20 protein-coding genes are annotated in these 20,783 nt (G+C 68.7%); 12 read left to right on the top strand and 8 right to left on the bottom strand.

Annotated elements, in window-relative coordinates:
- Entirely contained in the window at positions 1 to 444 is a 444-nt protein-coding gene (locus DXK32_RS07115; protein WP_114857870.1) for a YkvA family protein, read from the bottom strand.
- 161 nt (positions 445 to 605) lie between these two features.
- On the opposite strand from DXK32_RS07115, the gene DXK32_RS07110 reads away from it, so the two are divergent.
- The 3 genes from DXK32_RS07110 to DXK32_RS07100 all read left to right on the top strand — a co-directional run bounded on the left by DXK32_RS07110 (position 606) and on the right by DXK32_RS07100 (position 3,344).
- On the top strand, positions 606 to 1,019 hold the full coding sequence (locus DXK32_RS07110; RefSeq protein ID WP_205215663.1) for a rhodanese-like domain-containing protein: 414 nt from the start codon (positions 606 to 608) through the stop codon (positions 1,017 to 1,019).
- On the top strand, positions 1,020 to 1,454 hold the full coding sequence (locus DXK32_RS07105; RefSeq protein ID WP_035669751.1) for a VOC family protein: 435 nt from the start codon (positions 1,020 to 1,022) through the stop codon (positions 1,452 to 1,454).
- A 219-nt stretch (positions 1,455 to 1,673) separates the two neighbouring features.
- Positions 1,674 to 3,344, top strand: coding sequence for a methyl-accepting chemotaxis protein (locus tag DXK32_RS07100; RefSeq protein ID WP_162801110.1), 1,671 nt, complete (start codon positions 1,674 to 1,676; stop codon positions 3,342 to 3,344).
- A 78-nt stretch (positions 3,345 to 3,422) separates the two neighbouring features.
- Here the strand turns inward: DXK32_RS07100 and DXK32_RS07095 are convergent, their stop codons facing one another.
- The 5 genes from DXK32_RS07095 to DXK32_RS07075 form a co-directional block, all read right to left on the bottom strand.
- Positions 3,423 to 4,658: an argininosuccinate synthase gene (locus DXK32_RS07095; protein WP_035669763.1), complete on the bottom strand. Its 1,236-nt coding sequence runs from the start codon at positions 4,656 to 4,658 to the stop codon at positions 3,423 to 3,425.
- A gap of 235 nt (positions 4,659 to 4,893) precedes the next feature.
- Positions 4,894 to 5,205, bottom strand: coding sequence for a hypothetical protein (locus tag DXK32_RS07090; protein WP_114857868.1), 312 nt, complete (start codon positions 5,203 to 5,205; stop codon positions 4,894 to 4,896).
- Positions 5,205 to 5,441: a hypothetical protein gene (locus tag DXK32_RS07085; protein WP_094301545.1), complete on the bottom strand. Its 237-nt coding sequence runs from the start codon at positions 5,439 to 5,441 to the stop codon at positions 5,205 to 5,207. The genes DXK32_RS07090 and DXK32_RS07085 overlap by 1 nt, the downstream gene beginning before the upstream one ends.
- 27 nt (positions 5,442 to 5,468) lie before the next feature.
- Positions 5,469 to 6,638, bottom strand: coding sequence for a 23S rRNA (adenine(2503)-C(2))-methyltransferase RlmN (gene rlmN, locus DXK32_RS07080; RefSeq protein WP_114857867.1), 1,170 nt, complete (start codon positions 6,636 to 6,638; stop codon positions 5,469 to 5,471).
- A 78-nt stretch (positions 6,639 to 6,716) separates the two neighbouring features.
- The gene (locus DXK32_RS07075) at positions 6,717 to 7,280 is read right to left on the bottom strand and encodes an invasion associated locus B family protein (RefSeq protein ID WP_114857866.1); all 564 of its coding nucleotides are present in this window, start codon (positions 7,278 to 7,280) and stop codon (positions 6,717 to 6,719) included.
- Between the two features lie 445 nt (positions 7,281 to 7,725).
- Between DXK32_RS07075 and DXK32_RS07070 the strand changes: the two genes are divergently transcribed.
- Together DXK32_RS07070 and DXK32_RS07065 are read left to right on the top strand one after the other, a co-directional pair.
- Positions 7,726 to 8,301 (top strand): sigma-70 family RNA polymerase sigma factor, encoded by a 576-nt coding sequence (locus DXK32_RS07070; protein ID WP_114857865.1) that lies wholly within the window; start codon positions 7,726 to 7,728, stop codon positions 8,299 to 8,301.
- Positions 8,298 to 8,984 (top strand): ChrR family anti-sigma-E factor, encoded by a 687-nt coding sequence (locus tag DXK32_RS07065; protein WP_114857864.1) that lies wholly within the window; start codon positions 8,298 to 8,300, stop codon positions 8,982 to 8,984. Before DXK32_RS07070 ends, DXK32_RS07065 begins: the two co-directional genes overlap by 4 nt.
- Positions 8,985 to 9,029: 45 nt before the next feature.
- Here DXK32_RS07065 and DXK32_RS07060 read toward each other — a convergent pair whose 3' ends face one another.
- Positions 9,030 to 9,614 (bottom strand): RNA methyltransferase, encoded by a 585-nt coding sequence (locus tag DXK32_RS07060; protein WP_114857863.1) that lies wholly within the window; start codon positions 9,612 to 9,614, stop codon positions 9,030 to 9,032.
- Positions 9,615 to 9,742: 128 nt separating this feature from the next.
- On the opposite strand from DXK32_RS07060, the gene DXK32_RS07055 reads away from it, so the two are divergent.
- The 3 genes from DXK32_RS07055 to DXK32_RS07045 all read left to right on the top strand — a co-directional run bounded on the left by DXK32_RS07055 (position 9,743) and on the right by DXK32_RS07045 (position 13,090).
- Complete coding sequence (locus tag DXK32_RS07055; RefSeq protein ID WP_114857862.1) at positions 9,743 to 10,843, top strand: asparaginase; 1,101 nt, start codon at positions 9,743 to 9,745, stop codon at positions 10,841 to 10,843.
- Positions 10,844 to 10,899: 56 nt separating this feature from the next.
- Positions 10,900 to 11,751, top strand: coding sequence for an AraC family transcriptional regulator (locus tag DXK32_RS07050; protein ID WP_114857861.1), 852 nt, complete (start codon positions 10,900 to 10,902; stop codon positions 11,749 to 11,751).
- A 100-nt stretch (positions 11,752 to 11,851) separates the two neighbouring features.
- Positions 11,852 to 13,090, top strand: a complete 1,239-nt coding sequence (locus tag DXK32_RS07045; RefSeq protein WP_114857860.1) for a class I SAM-dependent methyltransferase — start codon at positions 11,852 to 11,854, stop codon at positions 13,088 to 13,090.
- A 105-nt stretch (positions 13,091 to 13,195) separates the two neighbouring features.
- On the opposite strand, the gene DXK32_RS07040 is transcribed toward DXK32_RS07045, so the two are convergent.
- Complete coding sequence (locus DXK32_RS07040) at positions 13,196 to 14,506, bottom strand: ammonium transporter (RefSeq protein WP_114857859.1); 1,311 nt, start codon at positions 14,504 to 14,506, stop codon at positions 13,196 to 13,198.
- Positions 14,507 to 15,054: 548 nt separating this feature from the next.
- Here DXK32_RS07040 and glgC point away from each other — a divergent pair.
- From glgC to DXK32_RS07015, 4 genes are all read left to right on the top strand, one after another.
- Positions 15,055 to 16,326, top strand: a complete 1,272-nt coding sequence (glgC, locus tag DXK32_RS07035) for a glucose-1-phosphate adenylyltransferase (protein ID WP_114857858.1) — start codon at positions 15,055 to 15,057, stop codon at positions 16,324 to 16,326.
- A gap of 219 nt (positions 16,327 to 16,545) precedes the next feature.
- A complete protein-coding gene (glgA, locus tag DXK32_RS07025) occupies positions 16,546 to 18,024 on the top strand; it encodes a glycogen synthase GlgA (RefSeq protein WP_114857857.1) in 1,479 nt (492 codons plus the stop codon).
- 142 nt (positions 18,025 to 18,166) lie between these two features.
- A complete protein-coding gene (lepA, locus tag DXK32_RS07020; protein WP_094301531.1) occupies positions 18,167 to 19,969 on the top strand; it encodes a translation elongation factor 4 in 1,803 nt (600 codons plus the stop codon).
- A gap of 157 nt (positions 19,970 to 20,126) precedes the next feature.
- Positions 20,127 to 20,783, top strand: a 657-nt coding sequence (locus DXK32_RS07015; RefSeq protein ID WP_247877019.1) for a hypothetical protein, incomplete at its 3' end; no start/stop codon positions are given.

The raw sequence follows: 20,783 nt of genomic DNA, 5'->3' as shown, positions 1-20,783 counted from the left end.
TCAGCCGTTCCCGGCGGGCGTCATCCCGGACGCGTCATCCGGAGGGGGATTCATCCCCTGTTCCTTGCGCAGGGCGGCGCGGGCGCGGTCCTCATGCTCCGGCTTCAGGTTGCTCCGCACCGCATGGACGGCCGTGGCCAGCACCGCCGCGTCGTCCACGAAACCGACCGCGATCAGCCAGTCCGGGATCGAATCCGCGGGCAACACGAAATAGGCCAGAGCCGCCATCAGGATCGCCTTCGCCTTGAAGGGCGTCTGCGGGTCGGTCGCGCAGAAGAAGGCCGCCAACGCCTGCTCCAGGAAGGGAATGCGGTGCAGGTTGGCGCGCAGCGTGTTCCAGAAGCGGCGGCGGACGTAGCGCTCGTTCCGCTCCACGCGGACCGGGTCGATGACGGTGGGCAAGGCGGCGGCGGCTTCGGTGGGTCCGTCGGTGGCGATCGGCATGGCTTTCCCTGGGCTCCCCCTGCACCGGCCGCCCTTCCCGATGGACCGGGCGGGGCGGCCTGTTGCACAGTTGCGTGGAGTGACAACAGCGCAGACGCGCCAACGGTCCCGCCAAGGGTTCGTGTACGGCCAAAGCGTCAAGATTGATGGAGGAAACCGCCATGCCGATGAAGAAGGGCTACAAGGATCTGCTGGCCGAAGCGAACGCCCGCATCCAGGCGATCACGCCGCAGGAGGCGCTGTCCCTGCACGGCGACCCCGACGTGGTCTTCGTGGACATCCGCGACCCGCGCGAGCTGACGCGCGACGGCATGATCCCCGGCGCCTTCCCGGCCACCCGCGGCATGCTGGAATTCTGGGTGGACCCGGACAGCCCCTATCACAAGCCGGTCTTCGCGTCGGGCAAGCGCTTCGTCTTCTACTGCGCCAGCGGCTGGCGCTCGGCGCTCGCCACCGACACCGTGCAGTCGATGGGGCTGGAGAACGTCTGCCACCTCGACGGCGGCTTCAAGGGCTGGAAAGAGGCCGGGCTGCCCGTCGCCATGCCGCCCGCCATGGAACGGAAGGACAGCTGAATGGAACAGAGAGTCAGCCTGATCACGCTGGGCGTCGCCGACCTCGCGCGCAGCCGCCGCTTCTACGAGGAGGGGCTGGGCTGGACCCCCTCCCCGGTCAGCCAGGACGCCATCACCTTCTACCAGCTGGGCGGCGTCGCGCTCGCCCTGTTCGGGCGGGAGGCGCTGGCCGAGGACGCGCATCTGGCGGAATCCGGCCCGACCTCGGGCTTCGGCGGCATCACGTTGGCCCACAATCTGCGCAGCAAGGCGGAGGTGGACGCCGTGATGGCCCAGGCCGAGCGGGCCGGCGGGCGCATCCTGAAGCCGGCGCAGGACGTCTTCTGGGGCGGCTACAGCGGCTATTTCGCCGACCCGGACGGCCACCCCTGGGAGGTCGCCTGGAACCCCTTCGCCGCGCTGGGCGAGGACGGGAGCTTCAAGCTGGAGGGGTGAGCGGCACACCCAAATCCACAATCTTTGACTGAAGATAGGGTGGTGGGGTTTGTCACCATTCGGAGCAGGACACCGTCATGACAGTCATGACGGTGTCGCTCGGGAGCGAGAGTTGTAACCTTCGGGCGTAATATATTTTCGTTAAAATGTAGCTTAATATTAATATGTTTCGCCCACGATGCCATGACCTGCAACGTCAACGCATCGTGGAACGAGCCGATGTCTACGGTCAAAGCACGCCTTCTGGTTGCCCTCTCTGTCCTGTGCTTCTTTCTTTTCGCGATTGCGGCCACCGGCTGGCTGGCCTTGGGGCAGTCGCACCAAGGCATGGAGACGGTGTTCAAGGACCGCGTCGTCCCGTTGCGCGACCTGAAGGTCGTTTCCGACATGTTCGCCGTCAACATCGTCGACACCACGCACAAGGTGCGCGGCGGCGCCGAGACGTGGGAAGGCGGTCTCAAATCCATCGATGCCGCGCTCGGCGAGATCGCGACGCGCTGGTCGGCCTTCACGGCCACCTCGATGAACGCCCGCGAAAAGGAGCTGGCGAACGAGGCCGAGCGCCACATGGGCAAGGCGCGCGCCGCCGCGACCACCGCCCGCGCGCTGATGCAGGCCAAGGATCAGGCCGCGCTGGACACCTTCGCGGTGTCCACGCTCTACCCCAGCATCGACCCGGTGGCGGCCGCCGTCGGCAAGCTGGTCGACCTGCAGTTGAAGGAGGCCGAGGCGGTGTATGAGCGGACCAACGCCGCTTACGACACCTCCCGCTGGATCCTGGGGATCGCCGTGCTGCTCGGCGTGCTGGCCGCCGCCTTCGCGGTGACGACGACGCTGTTCCGCGTGGTCGGCCCGTTGCGCGCCATGGCCGAACTGATGCAGCGCCTCGCCAAGGGCGATCTCGGGATCACCGTCGACGGCACGGACCGGATGGACGAGGTCGGCACGCTCGCCCGCTCGCTGGCGGTGTTCAAGGACTCCGCCGTCGCGAACCGCCGGATGGAGGAGGAGCAGCGCCAGGAGCAGGCCCGCAAGGAGGCCCGGCAGGCGCTCGTGGAAAAATACATCGTCGGCTTCGACAGCACGGTGCACGCGACGCTGAAGATGCTGGCGTCGGCCGCCACCGAGATGCGCGCCACCGCGGAGTCCATGTCGTCCACCGCCGAGGAGACCAGCCGGCAGGCGTCCACGGTTGCCGCCGCGTCGGAGCAGGCGACCACCAACGTCCAGGCGGTCGCCGGCGCCACCGAGGAGCTGTCCGCCTCCATCACCGAGATCGGCCGCCACGTCGCGACCTCCACCACCATCGCCGGCAACGCCGTGGACGAGGCCGCCCGCACCGACCGGACGGTCCAGGGGCTGGCGGAGGCCGGTCAGAAGATCGGCGAGGTGGTCGGGCTCATCAAGGCCATCGCCGACCAGACCAACCTGCTGGCGCTCAACGCCACCATCGAGGCCGCCCGCGCCGGCGAGGCCGGCAAGGGCTTCGCCGTGGTGGCCTCGGAGGTCAAGTCGCTGGCCAACCAGACGGCCAGGGCGACCGAGGAGATCGCCACCCAGATCCAGACGATCCAGGGGGTGACCACCGAAACCGTCCGCGCCATCAAGACCATCGGCGGGACGATCGGCGAGATCAACGGCATCGCCACCACCATCGCCGCCGCGGTGGAGGAGCAGGGTGCGGCCACCGGCGAGATCGCCCGCAACGTCCAGCAGGCCGCCCACGGCACCACGGAGGTGTCGGGCAGCATCGTCCAGGTCCATCAGGCCGCGGTGGAGACCGGGTCGGCGGCTTCCCAGGTGCTGTCGTCGGCCGAGGAGCTGAGCCGGCAGGCGGAAACGCTCCGCCTGGAGGTCGAGCGCTTCCTCGTCAACATCCGGGCGGCGTGAGCGCACCACGCAGCCATTGCAGAAACGAAACGAGGGGGCCGAAGCCCCCTCGTTCCACATCCGAAACAGGTCTCGCGCTTACTTGACGTTGGCGCGGGCCATGGCGCCCAGACGCAGGCGGAGCGCGTTCAGCTTGATGAAGCCTTCCGCGTCCTTCTGGTTGTAGACGCTGTCTTCCTCGAACGTCACATAGTCCATGCGGTAGAGGCTGTTCGGCGACTTGCGGCCGACGACCGTGACGTTGCCCTTGAACAGCTTCAGGCGGACCACGCCGTTCACCGGCTCCTGGGTCTGGTCGATCAGCGCCTGGAGCGCCAGACGCTCCGGGCTGAACCAGTAGCCGCAGTAGATCAGCTCGGCGTAGCGCGGCATCAGCTCATCCTTCAGATGGCCGGCGCCGCGGTCGAGCGTGATGCTCTCCATCGCGCGGTGGGCGGCCAGCAGGATGGTGCCGCCCGGCGTCTCGTACACGCCGCGCGACTTCATGCCGACGTAGCGGTTCTCGACGAGGTCGAGGCGGCCGATGCCGTTCTCGCCGCCCAGGCGGTTCAGCTCGGTCAGCAGGGCCGCCGGGGACAGGGCCTTGCCGTCGATCGCCACGGCGTCGCCGCGCTTGAACTCGACCTCGACGTAGGTCGGGGTGTCCGGGGCCTTCTCCGGGGCGACGGAGCGGGTGTACATGTCCTCGAACGGCTCGACCCACGGGTCCTCAAGCGCCTTCCCCTCGTAGGAGATGTGCAGGAGGTTGGCGTCGGTGGAGTACGGGGCCTCGCCGCGCTTGTCCTTGGCGATCGGAATCTGGTTCTTCTCGGCGTAGTCGATCAGCCGGGTGCGGCTGTTCAGATCCCACTCGCGCCACGGGGCGATGATCTTGATGTCCGGGCGGAGCGCGTAATAGCCCAGCTCGAAGCGGACCTGGTCGTTGCCCTTGCCGGTGGCGCCATGGGCCACGGCGTCGGCGCCGACCTGGTTGGCGATCTCGATCTGGCGCTTGGCGATCAGCGGCCGGGCGATCGAGGTGCCGAGCAGGTAGGTGCCCTCATAGAGGGTGTTGGCGCGGAACATCGGGAACACGAAGTCCCGCACGAATTCCTCGCGCAGGTCGTCGATGAAGATGTTTTCCGGCTTGATGCCCAGAAGCTCGGCCTTCTTGCGCGCCGGCTCCAGCTCCTCGCCCTGGCCGAGGTCGGCGGTGAAGGTCACCACCTCGCATTGATAGGTTTCCTGGAGCCACTTCAGGATCACCGAGGTGTCGAGGCCGCCCGAATAGGCGAGCACCACTTTCTTGATCTGTTTGCCGGACGCACCGCTCATGGGACTACTCACGCGGGTGGGGAAAAATATCGGTGCCGGACAGTAGCCCTACGACCGGTGCGAATCAATCGGTCCCGCTCGGTCCGCCCCAGCAACGACACTTGAAGTCCCCTCTCCCCTCTGGGGAGAGGGTTAGGGTGAGGGGGTTGCGCGTGGCGCCACGTCCGGCACAAGCCCATCCCCCTCACCGGCCCTTCGGGCCACCCTCTCCCCGGAGGGGAGAGGGTTGGAGCACTCAATCCGTCCCGGCGTCGGCCGCAACGGTGCTCTCCGCGGCGGGGCGGGCGGGCGCCCGGTCCACGAAGGGCCAGCGGATGTAGGCGTAGAGCCACATCGCCAGGATGTCCGCCCCGTTGATCAGCAGGACCAGCGCCCACAGCGGGCTGCGCCCGCCCTTGGCCAGCACCCAGCCGCCGAAGATCAGCTTCAGCATCAGCAGGATCGCCATGACGAGGTTGGCGGTCCACGGGTCGGTGGACATGATCGCCGCCCAGGGCTGCCAGTAGACGGCGTTGAGCAGGGCGACGACGGAGTCGAGCATCTCCATCACGCGGCCCTCCGCGCCTTGCGCGGACGCGCCGGCCCGTCGACCAGGACGCGCGCCGGCCAGCGCCGCATCGTCAGCAGCCCCAGCACGCCGACCAGCCCGATCACCGGCACGAAGATCACCAGCGCCCACCAGGGCGAGAAGCCCGCCCGGCGGAAGATGCGCATCAGCGGCCAGACCGCCGCCGCGTTGAACAGGAACAGGATCAGGCCGGGATCGACGGCGAACTCAGGCACGGAGCACTCCCAGGGATGGTTCCGGCCTTATCCGGCCAGCGCCGCGTCCTTCTCGGCCAGCACCTTCTCGATGGCGGCGCGGTCGGCGGCGGACAGGCGGACGGACGCGCTCTTCAACTGGCCGCAGGCGGCCATGATGTCCTCGCCGCGGGTGGTGCGGACGGGGCTGGCGTAGCCGGCGTTGTTGACGATGTCGCCGAAGACCTGGATCGCCCGGTCGGTCGAACGCTCGTAGGGGGCGCCCGGCCAGGGGTTGAAGGGGATCAGGTTGATCTTCGACGGGATGCCCTCCAGCAACTTGACCAGGGCGCGGGCGTCCGCCGGGCTGTCGTTGACGCCCTTCAGCATCACGTATTCGAAGGTGATGCGCCGCGCGTTGTTCAGGCCGGGGTAATTGCGGCAGGCGTCCATCAGCTCCTTCAACGGGTATTTCCGGTTGATGGGCATGATGATGTCGCGCAGCTCGTCGGTCACGGCGTGCAGGCTGACGGCGAGGTTGACGTTCAGCTCCTCGCCGCAGCGCTTCATGGCCGGGACGACGCCGGAGGTCGAGAGCGTGATGCGGCGCTTCGAGATCGAGATCCCGTCGCCGTCCATGACGATCTTCAGCGCCTTGGCGACGTTCTCGTAGTTAAAGAGCGGCTCCCCCATCCCCATCATGACGATGTTGGAGATCATCCGCCCGTCCGGCGGCGCCGGCCATTCGCCGAGCGCGTCGCGGGCCAGCATGACCTGCGCCACGATCTCCGAGGCGTCGAGGTTGCGCACCAGACGCTGCGTGCCGGTGTGGCAGAAGCGGCAGGTCAGCGTGCAGCCGACCTGCGAGGAGACGCAGAGCGTGCCGCGGTCCTCCTCGGGGATGTGGACGCTCTCCACCTCCTGCCCGTCGGGCATCCGCAGCAGCCACTTGCGCGTTCCGTCCACCGACTTCAGGTCGCGCACGACCGTCGGGCGGGCCACGGCGTAGCTCTCGGCCAGCTTCTCGCGCACCGGCTTGGCGAGCGTGGTCATCACCGCGAAGTCGGTCGCTCCGCGGTGGTAGATCCAGTGCCAGAGCTGGCGGGCCCGGAATTTCTCCAGGCCGACGGACAGCATTTCGGCTTCCAGCTCGTCGCGGGACAGGCCAACAAGGTTCTTGCGCCCGTCGGCGTCAACAGCCGGCAGGGCAAAGGCAGCAGCGTGATTGGAGGCGCTCATGGCCCCCTAAATAGGGCCACGAGCGTCCGGAGTCAAAAGACGAAACGAGGAGCGACCAAGTGAAAAGAGCAGCGCTGCTCAGCGCTTCACGCCGCAGGCCTGGTTGATCGCGTCGTAAGCCTGGGCGAAGCCGTCGGTGCTGTAGGTGTCGGTGGTCTTCGTGCCGCGGCCCGAAACACCCTTCACCACCATGGACTTGCCTTTGGCGTCGCGCATCGCGGCGGTGACCGCCTTGTCGGTGTCGGCGTCGCGCGCCCAGGCGGTCTCGCCGTCGGTGAACAGCTTGAAGGACTTGCCGGCCACGTCCACCGTCGACTCGCTGTCCTTCTTGAGGGGATAGCCGACGATGAAGCTCACGACGTCCAGCGCCTTTTCCGCCGGGCGGTGGGTGACCAGCACGTGGATGTCACCGCGCTTGGCCGCCGCGGGCTCCTTCTTCTTGGGCTGGCTGGAGATGTAGCAGACCTTGTGCCCGCCCTCGTCGAAGGCAAAGGCGTTCCAGTCCTTGAAGGTCCCCAGCAAACGCGGGTCGGCGGCGGCCGCCGTGTTGACCGTGGCGACGGCAAGCGTGGCGGCGAGGATCGGACCGGCCAGAAGCAGAGCGGCGCCGGCGGTGCGACGGATGGTGCGGATGGGCAACATCGGTTGGCGAAGGCTCGAATGGTTTCGCGGACGGGTTCGGGAGTGGGGCGGACCCTACCCCAATTCGGAGCGGCTTTCCAGGGCCGCCGCCCCGTCCCGGCGGCAAAGTCACGGGTTGTCCCAAAGGCCGGTCCTGCAATCGATCGCTCGATTTCGCATCGAAAGCCGGTGATCCGGTGGAGCGCCGGGTGCGTAGAAGGCCCATCGAACCCCGATCCAACACCGGACCGAACGCCGCAGCACGCCCATGACACCCTTGGCCGCAAGATCCCATGACGGTGCCCAGGAGGCGGAGAAGCGCCAAACACGCTTTGCAGCGGGGCGCTCCGCGCACCATGTGTTGCGGGGCTTGCCTGCGAACGCGGAGCCCATGCGCGCGGAAACGGCGCTCCCGAAGACGTGCCCGAAGAAGACGTGCCCGAAGAAGACGTGCCCGAAGACGTGGATGCAGGATCTCGGTTCCCCAGCCGCCGGCGCCGACCGGACCTTCGAAGAGCTGCTGACCGCGGTCGGGCGGAACCGCGACCGCGCGGCCTTCGCGGCCCTGTTCGGCCATTTCGCCCCGCGGCTGAAGGCCTATCTGCGCCGCCAGGGCTGTGACGCGGGTGGTGCGGAGGAGTTGGTGCAGGACGTGATGCTGTTGGTGTGGCGCCGCGCGGAGACCTATGACCCGAGCCAGGCATCCGCCGCGACCTGGATGTTCACCATCGCCCGCAACCGGCGGATCGACGCGCTGCGGCGGGAGCAGCGGCCCGAGATCGACCCCGCCGACCCCACCCTGGTGCCCGACCCGGTGGAAAGCGCCGACGATGGGGTGGCGGCGCGCGAGACCGCCGGACGCCTGCGGGCCGCGCTGAGGACCCTGCCGCCGGAACAGGCCGACCTGCTGCGTCTGGCCTATTTCGAAGACAAGCCGCACAGCCTGATCTCCGCCGAACAGGGCATTCCGCTGGGCACCGTCAAGTCGCGCCTGCGGCTGGCCATGGAACGGCTGCGCAAGGCCATGAGGGACTCCCGATGACCGTGCCCACCCACCATCCCGGCGACACCCTGCTGATCGACTATGCCGGCGGCGCTCTGGGCGAGGCGGCGTCGCTGATCGTGGCAACCCATCTGGCGCTGTGCCCCTGCTGCCGCCTGAACGTCGCCGAGATGGAGGCGGTCGGCGGCGCCCTGCTGGAGAGCATCGAGCCGGAGGAGGTCGACCCCGCCTGCCTGGAGACGGTGCTGGCCCGGCTGGACGACCTGCCGCCCCTGCCCCGCGTGCCCCGGCCGAAGCTGGTCTGCCAGCCGGCCGAGGTGCCGCTGCTGCCCGAACCGCTGCGCCGCTATGTCGGCGGCGACCTGTCGCGCCTGCCCTGGAAGCGGCTGATGCGCGGCATGGACTGCTACGACATCCCGCTGGGGTCCGGCTCCGGCTACGACTCGGCACGCCGTGGCAAGGCCCGGCTGATGCGGCTGGCGAGCGGCGTCGGGCCGCCCCACCACACCCACCGCGGGATCGAGTTGACGCTGGTTCTGGACGGCGGCTTCACCGACGATCTCGGCCAGTTCGCCCGCGGCGACCTGTCCGTCGCCGACGACTCCGTGCGCCACCGCCCGGTGGCCGACGAGGAGGGCTGCCTGTGCCTGGCGGTGACCGACGCGCCGCTTCGTTTCACCGGCGCGCTGGGGCTGATCCTCAACCCGTTTGTCAAGTTTTGATGGGCGTGACGTTCTGACCCGGGTCACTCGTCGTCGCGGACGGTATCAGTCATCGTCACGGACGATCACCGGCTTCTGGATGCCGCGCATGCGGCGGCGGCGCTCCGGGTTGCGCATGATCTGGCGGCCGTGCTGGTGATCGCGCAGCGGCTCGGTCGGGCCGCCGACTCGCACCGGGCGCTCGGCGAAGCGGCCCAGGCTGATCATCCGGTCGTACATCACCAGGGCGCCGGCCACCCCGACGTTGATGCAGAACTTCATCGGGATCTTCACCGTGAAGTCGCAGCGCTCCAGCAGCGGTTCGGACAGGCTGCCGCGCTCCGGCCCCAGCACATAGGCGGCGCGCGTCGGATGGCGGAAGCTGGGCAGCTCCACCGCGTCCTCGGTCAGCTCCACGCCCACGAGCTGGCAATCCTTGGGCAGCGCCAGATCGGCCACCCGGTCGTAGACGTACAGCGGCAGATGCTCCGACGCGCCGGAGGTGTCGACGATGTGCGCCTCGTGCAGGTCGGGTTCCGGGTCGATGGCGAAGAAGAAGGAAGCGCCGAAGGCGTGGGCGGAGCGCATCAGGTTGCCGACGTTGCCCGGCTTGCTGATCCGCTCCACCCCGATGGCGAAATATCCACGCATGGCTTGCACAATCACTCGTAGTTTCGGCCCGCACACACCGAGAATCAGCCGCGAATCGGCCATGATCCGGCGGGTCCGACGGTGCGACACCTTGCCTCGCGCCCCGGACAGAGGCAAGCTCTCCACCCATGAGCCACGACCATTCCTCCTGCTGCGGCGGCCACGGTGACCACCACGGCCACGCCGACCATAACCACCCCGCCGAGGGTCACGCCGACCTGTCCGGACCGCCGGAGGCGCCGATCCTCGTCGAGGTGACGCGCGGCGGCATGGTGGAATCCGTCCATCGCGGGCGCGCCTGCATCGTCGACTCCGACGGGCGTGTGCTGGCCCAATGGGGCGACATCCAGGCGCCGGTCTACCCGCGCTCCGCCATCAAGGCGATCCAGGCGATCCCGCTGGTCGAGACGGGCGCGCTCGACGCCTACGAGCTGGGCGACCAGGAGCTGGCTCTGGCCTGCTCCTCCCACCACGGGGAGATCCGCCACACCCGCATCGCGGAGGCCTGGATCAAGCGCATCGGCCTGACCGTGGGCGATTACGAGTGCGGGGCGCATCTGCCCACCGACACCGAGACCGCCCACGAGATGATCCGCAACGGCGAGACGCCGACCGCCCTCCACAACAACTGCTCCGGCAAGCATGCCGGCTTCCTGACCACCGCCCTGCACAAGGGCGAGCCGACCAAGGGCTATGTCCGCTTCGACCACCCGGTGCAGCAGCGCATCCTGGGCGTGATGGAGCAGATGACCGGCCAGGACCTGTCGCAGGCCCCTTGGGGCGTCGACGGCTGCGCCATCCCGACCATCGGCATCCCGCTGGGGGCCATCGCCTACGCCATGGCCCGCATCGGCGACCCCAAGGACCTGCCCGATTCCCGCGCCGAGGCGGTGGCCCGCATCCGCCGCGCCTGGCGGTCGCACCCGCACCTGATCGCCGGCAAGGACAGCTTCGACACCGGCATGATGCAGGCGGCGGGCGGTCTGGTGCTGGTCAAGGGCGGAGCCGAAGGCGTGGGCTGCGCCGTCCTGCCCAAGCAGGGCCTGGGCATCGCCCTGAAGATCGACGACGGCACCCCGCGCGCCCGCGAGGTCGCCCTGGCCGCCCTGATCCGCGCCACCAAGGTCCTGTCCGACGAGCAGTGGGCGCGGGCCGGCCAGCTCATTCACCAGCCGGTGATCAACCGCAACGGCCTGGAGGTCGGCGTGGTCCGCCCGGCGGAGGGCTGAAGGTCCGCAAGCGCGATCAAGCCGCCCTCGGCTAGGGTGCCGGGCATGGAGGAGCCATGACCAAGCCCGACACCCTGCTGGACTACGGCCGCCGCATCGCGCGCGTCGTCGATCACATCGCCGCCCATCTGGACGAGACGCTGGAGCTGGAGCGGCTGGCCGCCGTCGCCTGCTTCTCGCCCTACCACTTCCACCGCATCTACCGCGCCATGGCGGGAGAAACGGTGGCGGACACGCTGCGGCGGCTGCGCCTGCACCGGGCCGCAGGCGACCTCGTGAAGGGCGGAGACGGCATGGCGCAGGTCGCACGGCGCGCCGGCTACGGCAGCGTGGAGGCGTTCACCCGCGCCTTCGGGCAGGTCTACGGCCTGAGCCCCGGCGCCTACCGGCGGCAAGGCCGCCTGGTTCCTCCATCCGACCAACCACCGGACGAGGAGCGAAGCATGCACGACGTCACCATCCGCGACCTCCCGCCGCTGCGCCTTGCGGCCATGGCCCACAGCGGCCCCTACATGGACATCGGCACGGCCTTTGAACGGCTGTACGCCTGGGCCGCCGCCCGCGGGCTGATGGGACCGCGGGTGCGCGCCTTTGCGGTCTATTACGACGACCCGGAATCCGTCCCCGCCGACCGACTCCGCTCCGAAGCGGCCTTGATGCTCGACGGACCGATCCCCGAGGACGGCGCCGTCCATCCCTTGGAGGTCGCCGGCGGCCGGCACGCCGTTCTGATCCACAAGGGTCCCTACGCGGAGCTGGAACGCCCCTACCGCTGGCTCTACCGCGACTGGCTGCCGTCGAGCGGCCACGCGCCGGCCGACCGCCCTTGCGTCGAGGAATATCTGAACAATCCCCGCACCCTTCCCCCCGAGGAGTGGCTGACGGAAATCCGGTTGCCTTTGGCGTGAGAGCAGGCGGAGGGGAGGCGTTCCTCCCCTCCCCATCCCCCAAGCCCGTTCCATTGATGCTATGGTCCGGCACCCGTCCACCTGACCGGTTGCCCGATCCATGAGCATCGACACCCTGCGCGCCCAGTACGAAGCCTTCCCCTATCCCGCGCGCAACCCCGCCGACGAGAAAAAGCGCCTGATCACCGGATCGCCCAGCCATCTGGACGAGGTGAACCACAACGTCTTCGGCGGGCGCCTCGACCACGCCAGCCCCCTCAGGGTGCTGGTGGCCGGCGGCGGCACCGGCGACGGGACGATCATGATCGCCCAGCAACTGGCCGACGCCGGCAATCCGGGCCGCGTCACCTATCTCGACCTCTCCGACGCCGCGCGGGACATCGCCGAGGCGCGGGCCACGGCGCGCGGACTGACCAACATCGACTTCCGCCGCGGCTCGCTGCTCGACCTCGGCGGGTTGTTGGAGGAGGGGGGCCCGTTCGACTACATCGACTGCTGCGGCGTGCTGCACCATCTGGACGAGCCGGCGGCGGGCGTCCGCTCGCTGGCCGGGGCGCTGAAGCCGGGCGGCGGGATCGGGCTGATGGTCTACGCGCCGTACGGGCGCACCGGCGTCTATCCCATGCAGGCGGCGCTGCGCACCATCGCGGCGGACCTGCCGCCGAAGGAGCAGGTGGCGCTGGCCCGCCGGCTGATCGAACGCCTGCCGACGTCCAACTGGCTGCTGCGCAACCCCTTCATCAACGACCACAAACAGGCCGACGCCGACCTCTACGATCTGCTGCTGCATTCCTGCGACCGGCCCTTCACCGTGCCGGAGTTGGCGGAGCTGGCCGCGGCGGGCGGTCTGGCCATCGCCGCGCTGGTCGACCCGTACCGTTACGACCCCGCCGTCTGGGTGAAGGACCCCCGCCTGCTGAAGCGGCTGGACGGGCTGTCCCGGCTGGAGCGCGCCGCCTGGGCCGAGCAGGTCACCGGCAGCATGACCAAGCACATCGCCTATCTCGTCCGTCCCGAGGACGCCGAGGGCGCCATCGCCCGCCCGGACGGGCCGGAGGTGGTCCCGGTGCTGCGCGACCTCGACGGCGCCGCGGTGGCCAAGGGGCTGCCCCCCGGCGGCGTGCTGGAGGCCGAGCTGATGGGGGCCGTCGTCCCCCTGCCCCTGCCCCGTCTGGCCGGGCCGATCCTGGCGCGGGTGGACGGGCGGACCAGCCTGGGCGCCATCCATCAGGCGGTGGCGGAAAAGGCCGGGCCGCTGGCCTGGGACGCCTTCCTGGCGCAGTTCGCGCAGCTTTTCACGGCGCTGAACGGCGTCGGCAAGATGTATCTGCGCCGCTGAGCGCGTCACGGCCTCCGACGACGGGGCCCCAACATGAAAAATCCGCCGCCGGGAGGCCCCGGCGGCGGAAGTTCATGGAGGAAACAACCAGGCTGCAAAGGGTGCTTAGTGGATGCTCTCGCCGTGCAGGGCGAGGTCCAGGCCGTCACGCTCGACGTCCTCGTCCACGCGCAGGCCGATCACCACGTCCACAACCTTCAGCAGGATGAAGGAGCCGATGGCGGTGTACGCGATGGTGGCGAGGATGCCGTAGACCTGCGTCCAGATCTGGCCGATGTTGCCTTCCAGGGCGCCGGCGGTGCCGCCGATGGCTTCCTGGGCGAAGACGCCGGTCAGGATGGCGCCGACGATGCCGCCCACGCCGTGCACGCCGAAGGCGTCCAGCGAGTCGTCATAGCCGAGAGAGCGCTTCAGGCCGGTGGCGCCCCAGTAGCAGATCACGCCGGAGGTGAGACCGATCACCAGCGCGCCGGTCGGGCCGACGAAGCCGGCGGCCGGGGTGATGGCGACCAGACCGCCGACCGCACCGGAGATGATGCCGAGGATCGACGGCTTGCCCTTGGCGGCCCATTCGACCAGCATCCACGCCATGGCGGCGGCGGCGGCGGCGATCTGCGTGACCAGCATGGCCATGCCCGCACGGCCATCGGCGGCGACCGCCGAGCCGGCGTTGAAGCCGAACCAGCCGACCCACAGCAGCGAGGCGCCGATCAGGCTGAGCACGAGGTTGTGCGGGGCGAAGTTCTCGTTCGGGTAGCCCTTGCGCTTGCCCAGGACGATGGCGGCGACGAGACCGGCCACGCCCGCGTTGATGTGCACCACGGTGCCGCCGGCGTAGTCGAGCACGCCGTCACCGCCCAGGAAGCCGCCCGGACCCCAGACCCAGTGGGTGATCGGCGCGTAGATCAGCACCGACCAGAGGGCCGTGAAGATCAGCATGGAGGAGAACTTCATGCGGTCGGCGAAGGCGCCGGCGATCAGGGCCGGGGTGATGATCGCGAAGGTCATCTGGAAGACGACGAACAGCGTCTCCGGAATGGTGCCCTGCAGGCTGTCGACGGCGATGCCCGACAGCATGAACTTCGACAGCGAACCGAAATACGGGGTGCCCTCGGTGAAGGCGATGCTGTAGCCGACGGCGAACCACAGGATGGACACCATGCAGCAGATCGCGAAGCTCTGCATCACCGTGGCCAGCACGTTCATCTTGCGGACCATGCCGCCGTAGAAGAGAGCCAGGCCGGGGATGGTCATCAGCAGGACCAGCGCGGTGGACATCAGCATCCACGCCGTGTCGCCGCTGTTCAGGGTCGGCGCGGCGGCGGCCGCATCCTGGGCCAGGGCGGCGGCGGGCAGACCGGCCAAGCCCAGAATCGCCGCCATCATCGGCGCGGCGGAATGGAAGAGACGGCTCATCGAGGCTCCTCTTTATCGAATGCTTCTGGCCCGTTTCGCCCCGTCCCCGGTACAGACGGGGCGGCGGGAGGGGGCCGTGTGACGTCGATTTGCTTTCAAGAAGCGTGCCAACCCAAAAGGGCTAGGAATCGCGGTGGTTGCGGCCTTTCGGATGACCGCAAAGCAGCATAGGACCCGAGTCGCCACACTGGCTTGCTCAGAAATTGAGCAGAAAATCGGACCACCCAAAGCCTTGCGCCACAGCGTGATTCGCCCATGGATTGCAGGTTGCCTGCCCCCTGTTGAGGCGTCGCGCGCTCGTTTCCCGCGCGCTTGCCTGCTTTTTGCGCACAATGATGCGTCTGAATTCCGCACAACCGTTGGGCAGCCCCTTCTATTTCCGGCCTGTTCCCCTCGGCCTATTGGCCCGCCCCGGTGAAATGTGGCACGGTCACGATCTCAACCGGTGGAGCCGGACGGGGATGGGGACAAGCGGTCCCCGCCCACAGGGGTCCGCCGGTCGCTTCCGGATGGCCGACAGCAAAAAAGAGAACCGAAAGGGGAGACACATGCTCGACAAACGGGATCTGCGGCTGGCGCCGCGCCGCGCCGTGGCCCTCGTCCTGGCTGGCGGCCGGGGCAGCCGGCTGAAGCAGCTGACCGACCGTCGCGCCAAGCCAGCCACCTATTTCGGGGGCAAGTTCCGGATCATCGACTTCGCCCTGTCAAACTGCATCAATTCGGGCTTCCGCCGCATCGGCGTGCTGACGCAGTACAAGTCGCACAGCCTGCTGCGCCACCTGCAGCGCGGCTGGAACTTCTTCCGCGGCGAGATGAACGAGTTCTGCGACCTGCTGCCGGCCCAGCAGCGCATCAGCGAGACCGCCTGGTACCAGGGCACCGCCGACGCGGTGTACCAGAACCTGGACATCCTGCGCGACCACGAGCCGGAATACATCCTGATCCTGGCCGGCGACCACATCTACAAGATGGATTACGGCGCGCTGCTGCTCGACCACATCGCCAAGAAGGCCGACGTGACGATCCCCTGCATCCAGGTGCCGCGCCCCCAGGCGACCGGCTTCGGCGTCATGCATGTGGACGAGACGCAGCGCGTCATCGACTTCGTCGAGAAGCCCGCCGACCCGCCGCCGATGCCGGGCAACCCGGACAAGTCGCTGGCCAGCATGGGCATCTACGTCTTCAACGCGCAGTTCCTCTACGACCAGCTGGAGCGCGACTTCAACGACCCCGGCTCGTCGCGCGACTTCGGCAAGGACATCATCCCCCATCTGGTGACCAGCGGGGCGCGGGTGATGGCCCACGACTTCGCCGATTCCGCCATCCTGAACGGTTACGAGTCCGAGCCCTACTGGCGCGACGTCGGCACCATCGACGCCTATTGGGAGGCCAACCTCGACCTCTGCCACGTCACGCCGCAGCTCAACATGTATGACCGCGAGTGGCCGATCTTCACCTACCAGGAGCAGCTTCCCCCGGCGAAGTTCGTCTTCGACGACGAGAACCGGCGCGGCATGGCGGTGGACAGCCTGGTGTCGGGCGGCTGCATCATCTCCGGCTCGCTGGTGAAGAACTCGCTGCTGTTCAGCGAGGTGCGCGTCAACTCCTTCAGCGAGCTGCACCAGGCGGTGGTCCTGCCGGACGTCGACATCGGCCGCCACTGCCGCCTGACCAAGGTGGTGATCGACCGCGGCGTGGTGATCCCCGAGGGGCTGGTCGTCGGCGAGGACCCGGAGCTGGACGCCAAGCGCTTCCACCGCAGCGAGGGCGGCGTCTGCCTGATCACCCAGGACATGATCGACCGCCTGCCCAAGGACTGACGATAAATCCCCTCTCCCCTCCGCTCACGCGCAAACGAAGTTTGCGCTGACGCGACAGGCGGACCTTTGGTCCGCCGAAAGCGGGGAGGGGGTTAGGGTGAGGGGGGCCTGCGCCGCCTGCGCGTCCGGTCCCTCGACATCCCCCTCACCCCGCCCCTCTCCCCAGAGGGGAGAGGGAGATGAAGCAAGACCAAGAAGAAACCGAAAGACCCCGCCTCCATGCGCGTCCTGTTCGTCACGCCGGAATGCTACCCCCTGGTGAAGACCGGCGGGCTGGCCGATGTCTCCGCCGCCCTGCCCCCCGCCCTGAACCGCGCCGGAGCCGAGGTCCGCCTGCTGCTGCCCGGCTATCCGGCGGTGCTGAACGGGCTGACCGACCTGCAGCCGGTCGGCAAGCCCCTGACCGATCTGCCCGGCGGCGCCCCGGCGACCTTGCGGATCGGACGGATGCCGGACGGGGTGCTGGCCTATGTGCTGGACGCGCCGGCGCTCTACGACCGCCCCGGCAACCCCTATCTGGGGCCGGACGGCAAGGACTGGCCGGACAACGCGGAGCGCTTCGCCGCCCTGTCCTGGTGCGCGGCGGGCTTCGCGGCGGAGGACGGCCTCGACCCGTGGTGGCGTCCCGACGTGCTGCACGGGCACGACTGGCAGACCGGCCTGATCCCGGCCTATCTGGAGCTGCGCCCCGACCGCTTCGCCGGGCCGTTCCGGCCGGGCACGGTGACGACGATCCACAACATCGCCTACCAGGGCCTGTTCGGCGCCTGGATGATGAGCGACCTCGGCCTGCCGTCGGCCGCCTTCCGGATCGACGGGGTGGAGTATTACGGCGGCGTCGGCTTCCTCAAAGCCGGCTGCTTCTACTCCGACCGCCTGACCACGGTCAGCCCGACCTACGCCCACGAGATCCAGACGGCGGAGCACGGTTCGGGCCTGGAAGGGCTGCTCGCCACGCGGGCCGAGGCGCTGACCGGCATCCTCAACGGCGTGGACTACGACATCTGGGACCCCGCGACCGACCCGCACATCGCCGCCCGCTACGGTGCCGCGGACCTCGGCGGCAAAGACCTGTGCAAGGCCGATCTCCAGGCGACCTTCGGCCTGGACCGCCGGGCGGACGCTCCGCTGGCCGCGGTGGTCAGCCGCCTGACCGGTCACAAGGGGCTGGATCTGGTGCTGGAGGCGGCGTCGCAGTGGATCGCCTGGGGCGGCCAGCTCGCCGTTCTCGGCAACGGCGAACCGGCGCTGGAGGCCGGCTTCCGCCATCTCGCCACGTGGTACCCGAAGTCGGTCGGCGTGCGCATCGGCTACGACGAGGCGCTGTCCCACCGCATCCAGGCCGGCGCCGACCTGTTCCTGGTGCCTTCGCGGTCGGAGCCCTGCGGCCTGACCCAGATGTACGCTCTGAAGTACGGCACCCTGCCGCTGGTCCGCCGCACCGGGGGCTTGGCCGACACCATCGTGGACGCCAACCCGGCGGCGGTGAACGACGGCAGCGCGACGGGCTTCCAGTTCGTCAACGCCAACGCCCAGGAACTGACCTGGGCGCTGCGCCGCGCCGCCGCCCTCTACCGCAAGCCGGAGCGCTGGCACGTCCTGCAGCAGCACGCGATGACCCGCGACTTCGGCTGGCACGGCCCGGCGGAGGATTACATGGAGCTATACCGCGCGGTGGCGCCGGTGTTGGTGGCGTAAGCGCGCGCGGGGCCGCCCCCCGCGTTTCCCGCGAAAGGAGTGGAACGGGGATGGGGCCTTTCCATAGGGCCTGTCCACGCCGCCATTGCGCGCATCGTCCGTCCGCCCTATGTTCCGCCCCAAACCAGGGCTCCGGGCACCGATGACTGACCTTTCGCACATCCGCAATTTCTCGATCATCGCGCACATCGACCACGGCAAGTCGACCCTTGCCGACCGTCTGATCCAGCAGTGCGGCGGCCTCGATTCGCGCGAGATGCGCGAACAGGTGCTCGACAGCATGGACATCGAGCGCGAGCGCGGCATCACCATCAAGGCGCAGACCGTCCGCCTGCTCTACAAGGCCAAGGACGGGCAGCAGTACACGCTGAACCTGATGGACACGCCGGGCCACGTCGACTTCGCCTACGAGGTCAGCCGCAGCCTCGCCGCCTGCGAGGGCTCGATCCTGGTGGTGGACGCCTCGCAGGGGGTGGAGGCGCAGACGCTCGCCAACGTCTATCAGGCGATCGACAACAACCACGAGATCATCCCGGTCCTCAACAAGATCGATCTGCCGGCGGCGGAGCCCGACCGCGTGAAGCAGCAGATCGAGGACGTGATCGGCCTGGACGCCACCGACGCCGTGGAAATCTCGGCCAAGACCGGCCTGAACATCGACGCCGTGCTGGAAGCCGTGGTGCAGCGCCTGCCCGCGCCCAAGGGCAACGCCGACGGCGAGTTGAAGGCCCTGCTGGTCGATTCCTGGTACGACCCGTATCTCGGCGTGGTCATCCTGGTGCGCGTGGTGGACGGGCGGCTGAAGGTCGGCCAGAAGGTCCGCTTCATGTCCACCGGCAGCGCCCACGAGGTCGACCGCGTCGGCGTCTTCACCCCGAAGGCGCTGCTGACCGGCGAGCTGGGGCCGGGCGAGATGGGCTTCATCACCGCCGCCATCAAGGACATCACGCTGACCAAGGTCGGCGACACCATCACCGAGGACCGCCGCCCGGCGGCGGAGCCGCTGGCCGGCTTCAAGCCCTCCATCCCTGTGGTGTGGTGCGGCCTGTTCCCGGTGGACGCCGCCGACTTCGAGCGGCTGCGCGATTCCTTGGGCAAGCTGAAGCTGAACGACGCCAGCTTCCATTACGAGGCCGAGACGTCGGCGGCGCTGGGCTTCGGCTTCCGCTGCGGCTTCCTCGGCCTGCTGCATCTGGAGATCATCCAGGAGCGGCTGGAGCGCGAGTTCAACCTGGACCTGATCACCACGGCGCCGTCGGTGGTCTACAAGCTGTACATGACCGACGGCACGGTGATGGATCTGCACAACCCGGCCGACATGCCGGACGTGATGAAGATCGACCGCATCGACGAGCCGTGGATCAAGGCCACCATCATGCTGCCCGACGAGTATCTGGGCGGCATCCTCCAGCTCTGCACCGAGCGGCGCGGCCAGCAGATCGAGCTGACCTACGCCGGCGCCCGCGCCATGCTGGTCTACCGGCTGCCGCTGAACGAGGTGGTCTTCGACTTCTACGACCGTCTGAAGTCGATCAGCCGCGGCTACGCCAGCTTCGACTACCAGATGGACAGCTACGAGGAAGGCGACCTCGTGAAGATGTCGATCCTGGTGAACGCCGAGCCGGTGGACGCCCTGTCGATGATCGTCCACCGCTCCCAGTCGGAGCGGCGCGGCCGCCAGCTCTGCGAGCGGCTGAAGGAGCTGATCCCGCGCCAGCTCTTCAAGATCGCCGTCCAGGCGGCCATCGGCGGCAAGATCATCGCCCGCGAGAGCATCGGCGCGCTGCGCAAGGACGTGACGGCCAAGTGCTACGGCGGCGACATCAGCCGCAAGCGCAAGCTGCTGGACAAGCAGAAGGAAGGCAAGAAGCGCATGCGGCAGTTCGGCCAGGTCGAAATCCCGCAGAGCGCCTTCATCGCCGCCCTCAAGATGGGCGACGAATAAGCGCCGGTCTCGCGGTGATGTGATGGAAAGCGGGTCCGGCAAGGCCCGCTTTCTTTTTGTCCGCCCGGCGCAGCAGCCCAGAGCCCACAAAAAGTCGAATGACTCCCCGCATGGAATCGCCTATCACCCGGACAGGCTTCCAAACGGATGATGTCCCGTGACGCGCACTGTCATGTTTGGCCTGCCAGCCGCGGCCCTGGTCGTCGGCATCCTCGCAGGCTGCACCCCGAACTACTCCCCGAACACCTACGCCGCCACCGCGACCCAGCAGGCGAACAAGGTGGAGCGGGCGGTCGTCATCGGATTCCGTCAGGTCAAGATCAGCACCAGCGGCACCGTCGGCGCCGTCACCGGCGGGGCCGCGGGCGGCGTGCTCGGCTCGCAGTCCGGCACCTTCGGCATCAACTCGGCGCTGGGCGCGGTCGGCGGCACGGCCATCGGCGGGCTGATCGGCACCTCGATCGAGCATGTGACCGGCGACACCACGGGCTGGGAATACATCGTCCGCAAGCCGGACGGCGAGCTGCTGTCGGTCACCCAGCGGGAGGAGAAGCCCATCGAGATCGGGCAGAAGGTGCTGGTCATCGCCGGTAGCCAGGCCCGCATCGTCGCCGACTATTCCACGGACCCGGAGCCGGCTCCCGCGGTGAAGGAGGCGGCCAAGGACGCCCCGAAGGAAGCGGTCAAGGACGAGGCCAAGCCCGCCGCGGCGATCGAGGCGGAGGAACTTCCCGCCCCAGCCCCGACGGAGACTCCCGCGGAAGCCCCGGCTTCGGCCCCCTCGACTCCGGACAGCGCCCCCTTGCGCATCACC

Source organism: Azospirillum brasilense (assembly GCF_003349955.1).
In the GTDB taxonomy this organism is placed as follows: domain Bacteria; phylum Pseudomonadota; class Alphaproteobacteria; order Azospirillales; family Azospirillaceae; genus Azospirillum; species Azospirillum brasilense_B.
This window is presented reverse-complemented; position numbering and strand designations above follow the sequence as displayed.

Excerpts from the sequence above, each read along its gene's own strand:
- DXK32_RS07050 (WP_114857861.1), top strand. The coding sequence starts at position 10,900 with ATGACCAAGCCCGACACCCTGCTGGACTACGGCCGCCGCATCGCGCGC.
- DXK32_RS07060 (WP_114857863.1), bottom strand. The coding sequence starts at position 9,614 with ATGCGTGGATATTTCGCCATCGGGGTGGAGCGGATCAGCAAGCCGGGC.
- DXK32_RS07070 (WP_114857865.1), top strand. The coding sequence starts at position 7,726 with ATGCAGGATCTCGGTTCCCCAGCCGCCGGCGCCGACCGGACCTTCGAA.
- DXK32_RS07065 (WP_114857864.1), top strand. The coding sequence starts at position 8,298 with ATGACCGTGCCCACCCACCATCCCGGCGACACCCTGCTGATCGACTAT.
- DXK32_RS07110 (WP_205215663.1), top strand. The coding sequence starts at position 606 with ATGCCGATGAAGAAGGGCTACAAGGATCTGCTGGCCGAAGCGAACGCC.
- DXK32_RS07095 (WP_035669763.1), bottom strand. The coding sequence starts at position 4,658 with ATGAGCGGTGCGTCCGGCAAACAGATCAAGAAAGTGGTGCTCGCCTAT.
- DXK32_RS07075 (WP_114857866.1), bottom strand. The coding sequence starts at position 7,280 with ATGTTGCCCATCCGCACCATCCGTCGCACCGCCGGCGCCGCTCTGCTT.
- rlmN (WP_114857867.1), bottom strand. The coding sequence starts at position 6,638 with ATGAGCGCCTCCAATCACGCTGCTGCCTTTGCCCTGCCGGCTGTTGAC.
- DXK32_RS07045 (WP_114857860.1), top strand. The coding sequence starts at position 11,852 with ATGAGCATCGACACCCTGCGCGCCCAGTACGAAGCCTTCCCCTATCCC.
- DXK32_RS07105 (WP_035669751.1), top strand. The coding sequence starts at position 1,020 with ATGGAACAGAGAGTCAGCCTGATCACGCTGGGCGTCGCCGACCTCGCG.
- DXK32_RS07055 (WP_114857862.1), top strand. The coding sequence starts at position 9,743 with ATGAGCCACGACCATTCCTCCTGCTGCGGCGGCCACGGTGACCACCAC.
- lepA (WP_094301531.1), top strand. The coding sequence starts at position 18,167 with ATGACTGACCTTTCGCACATCCGCAATTTCTCGATCATCGCGCACATC.
- DXK32_RS07090 (WP_114857868.1), bottom strand. The coding sequence starts at position 5,205 with ATGGAGATGCTCGACTCCGTCGTCGCCCTGCTCAACGCCGTCTACTGG.
- DXK32_RS07100 (WP_162801110.1), top strand. The coding sequence starts at position 1,674 with ATGTCTACGGTCAAAGCACGCCTTCTGGTTGCCCTCTCTGTCCTGTGC.
- glgC (WP_114857858.1), top strand. The coding sequence starts at position 15,055 with ATGCTCGACAAACGGGATCTGCGGCTGGCGCCGCGCCGCGCCGTGGCC.
- DXK32_RS07040 (WP_114857859.1), bottom strand. The coding sequence starts at position 14,506 with ATGAGCCGTCTCTTCCATTCCGCCGCGCCGATGATGGCGGCGATTCTG.
- DXK32_RS07115 (WP_114857870.1), bottom strand. The coding sequence starts at position 444 with ATGCCGATCGCCACCGACGGACCCACCGAAGCCGCCGCCGCCTTGCCC.
- glgA (WP_114857857.1), top strand. The coding sequence starts at position 16,546 with ATGCGCGTCCTGTTCGTCACGCCGGAATGCTACCCCCTGGTGAAGACC.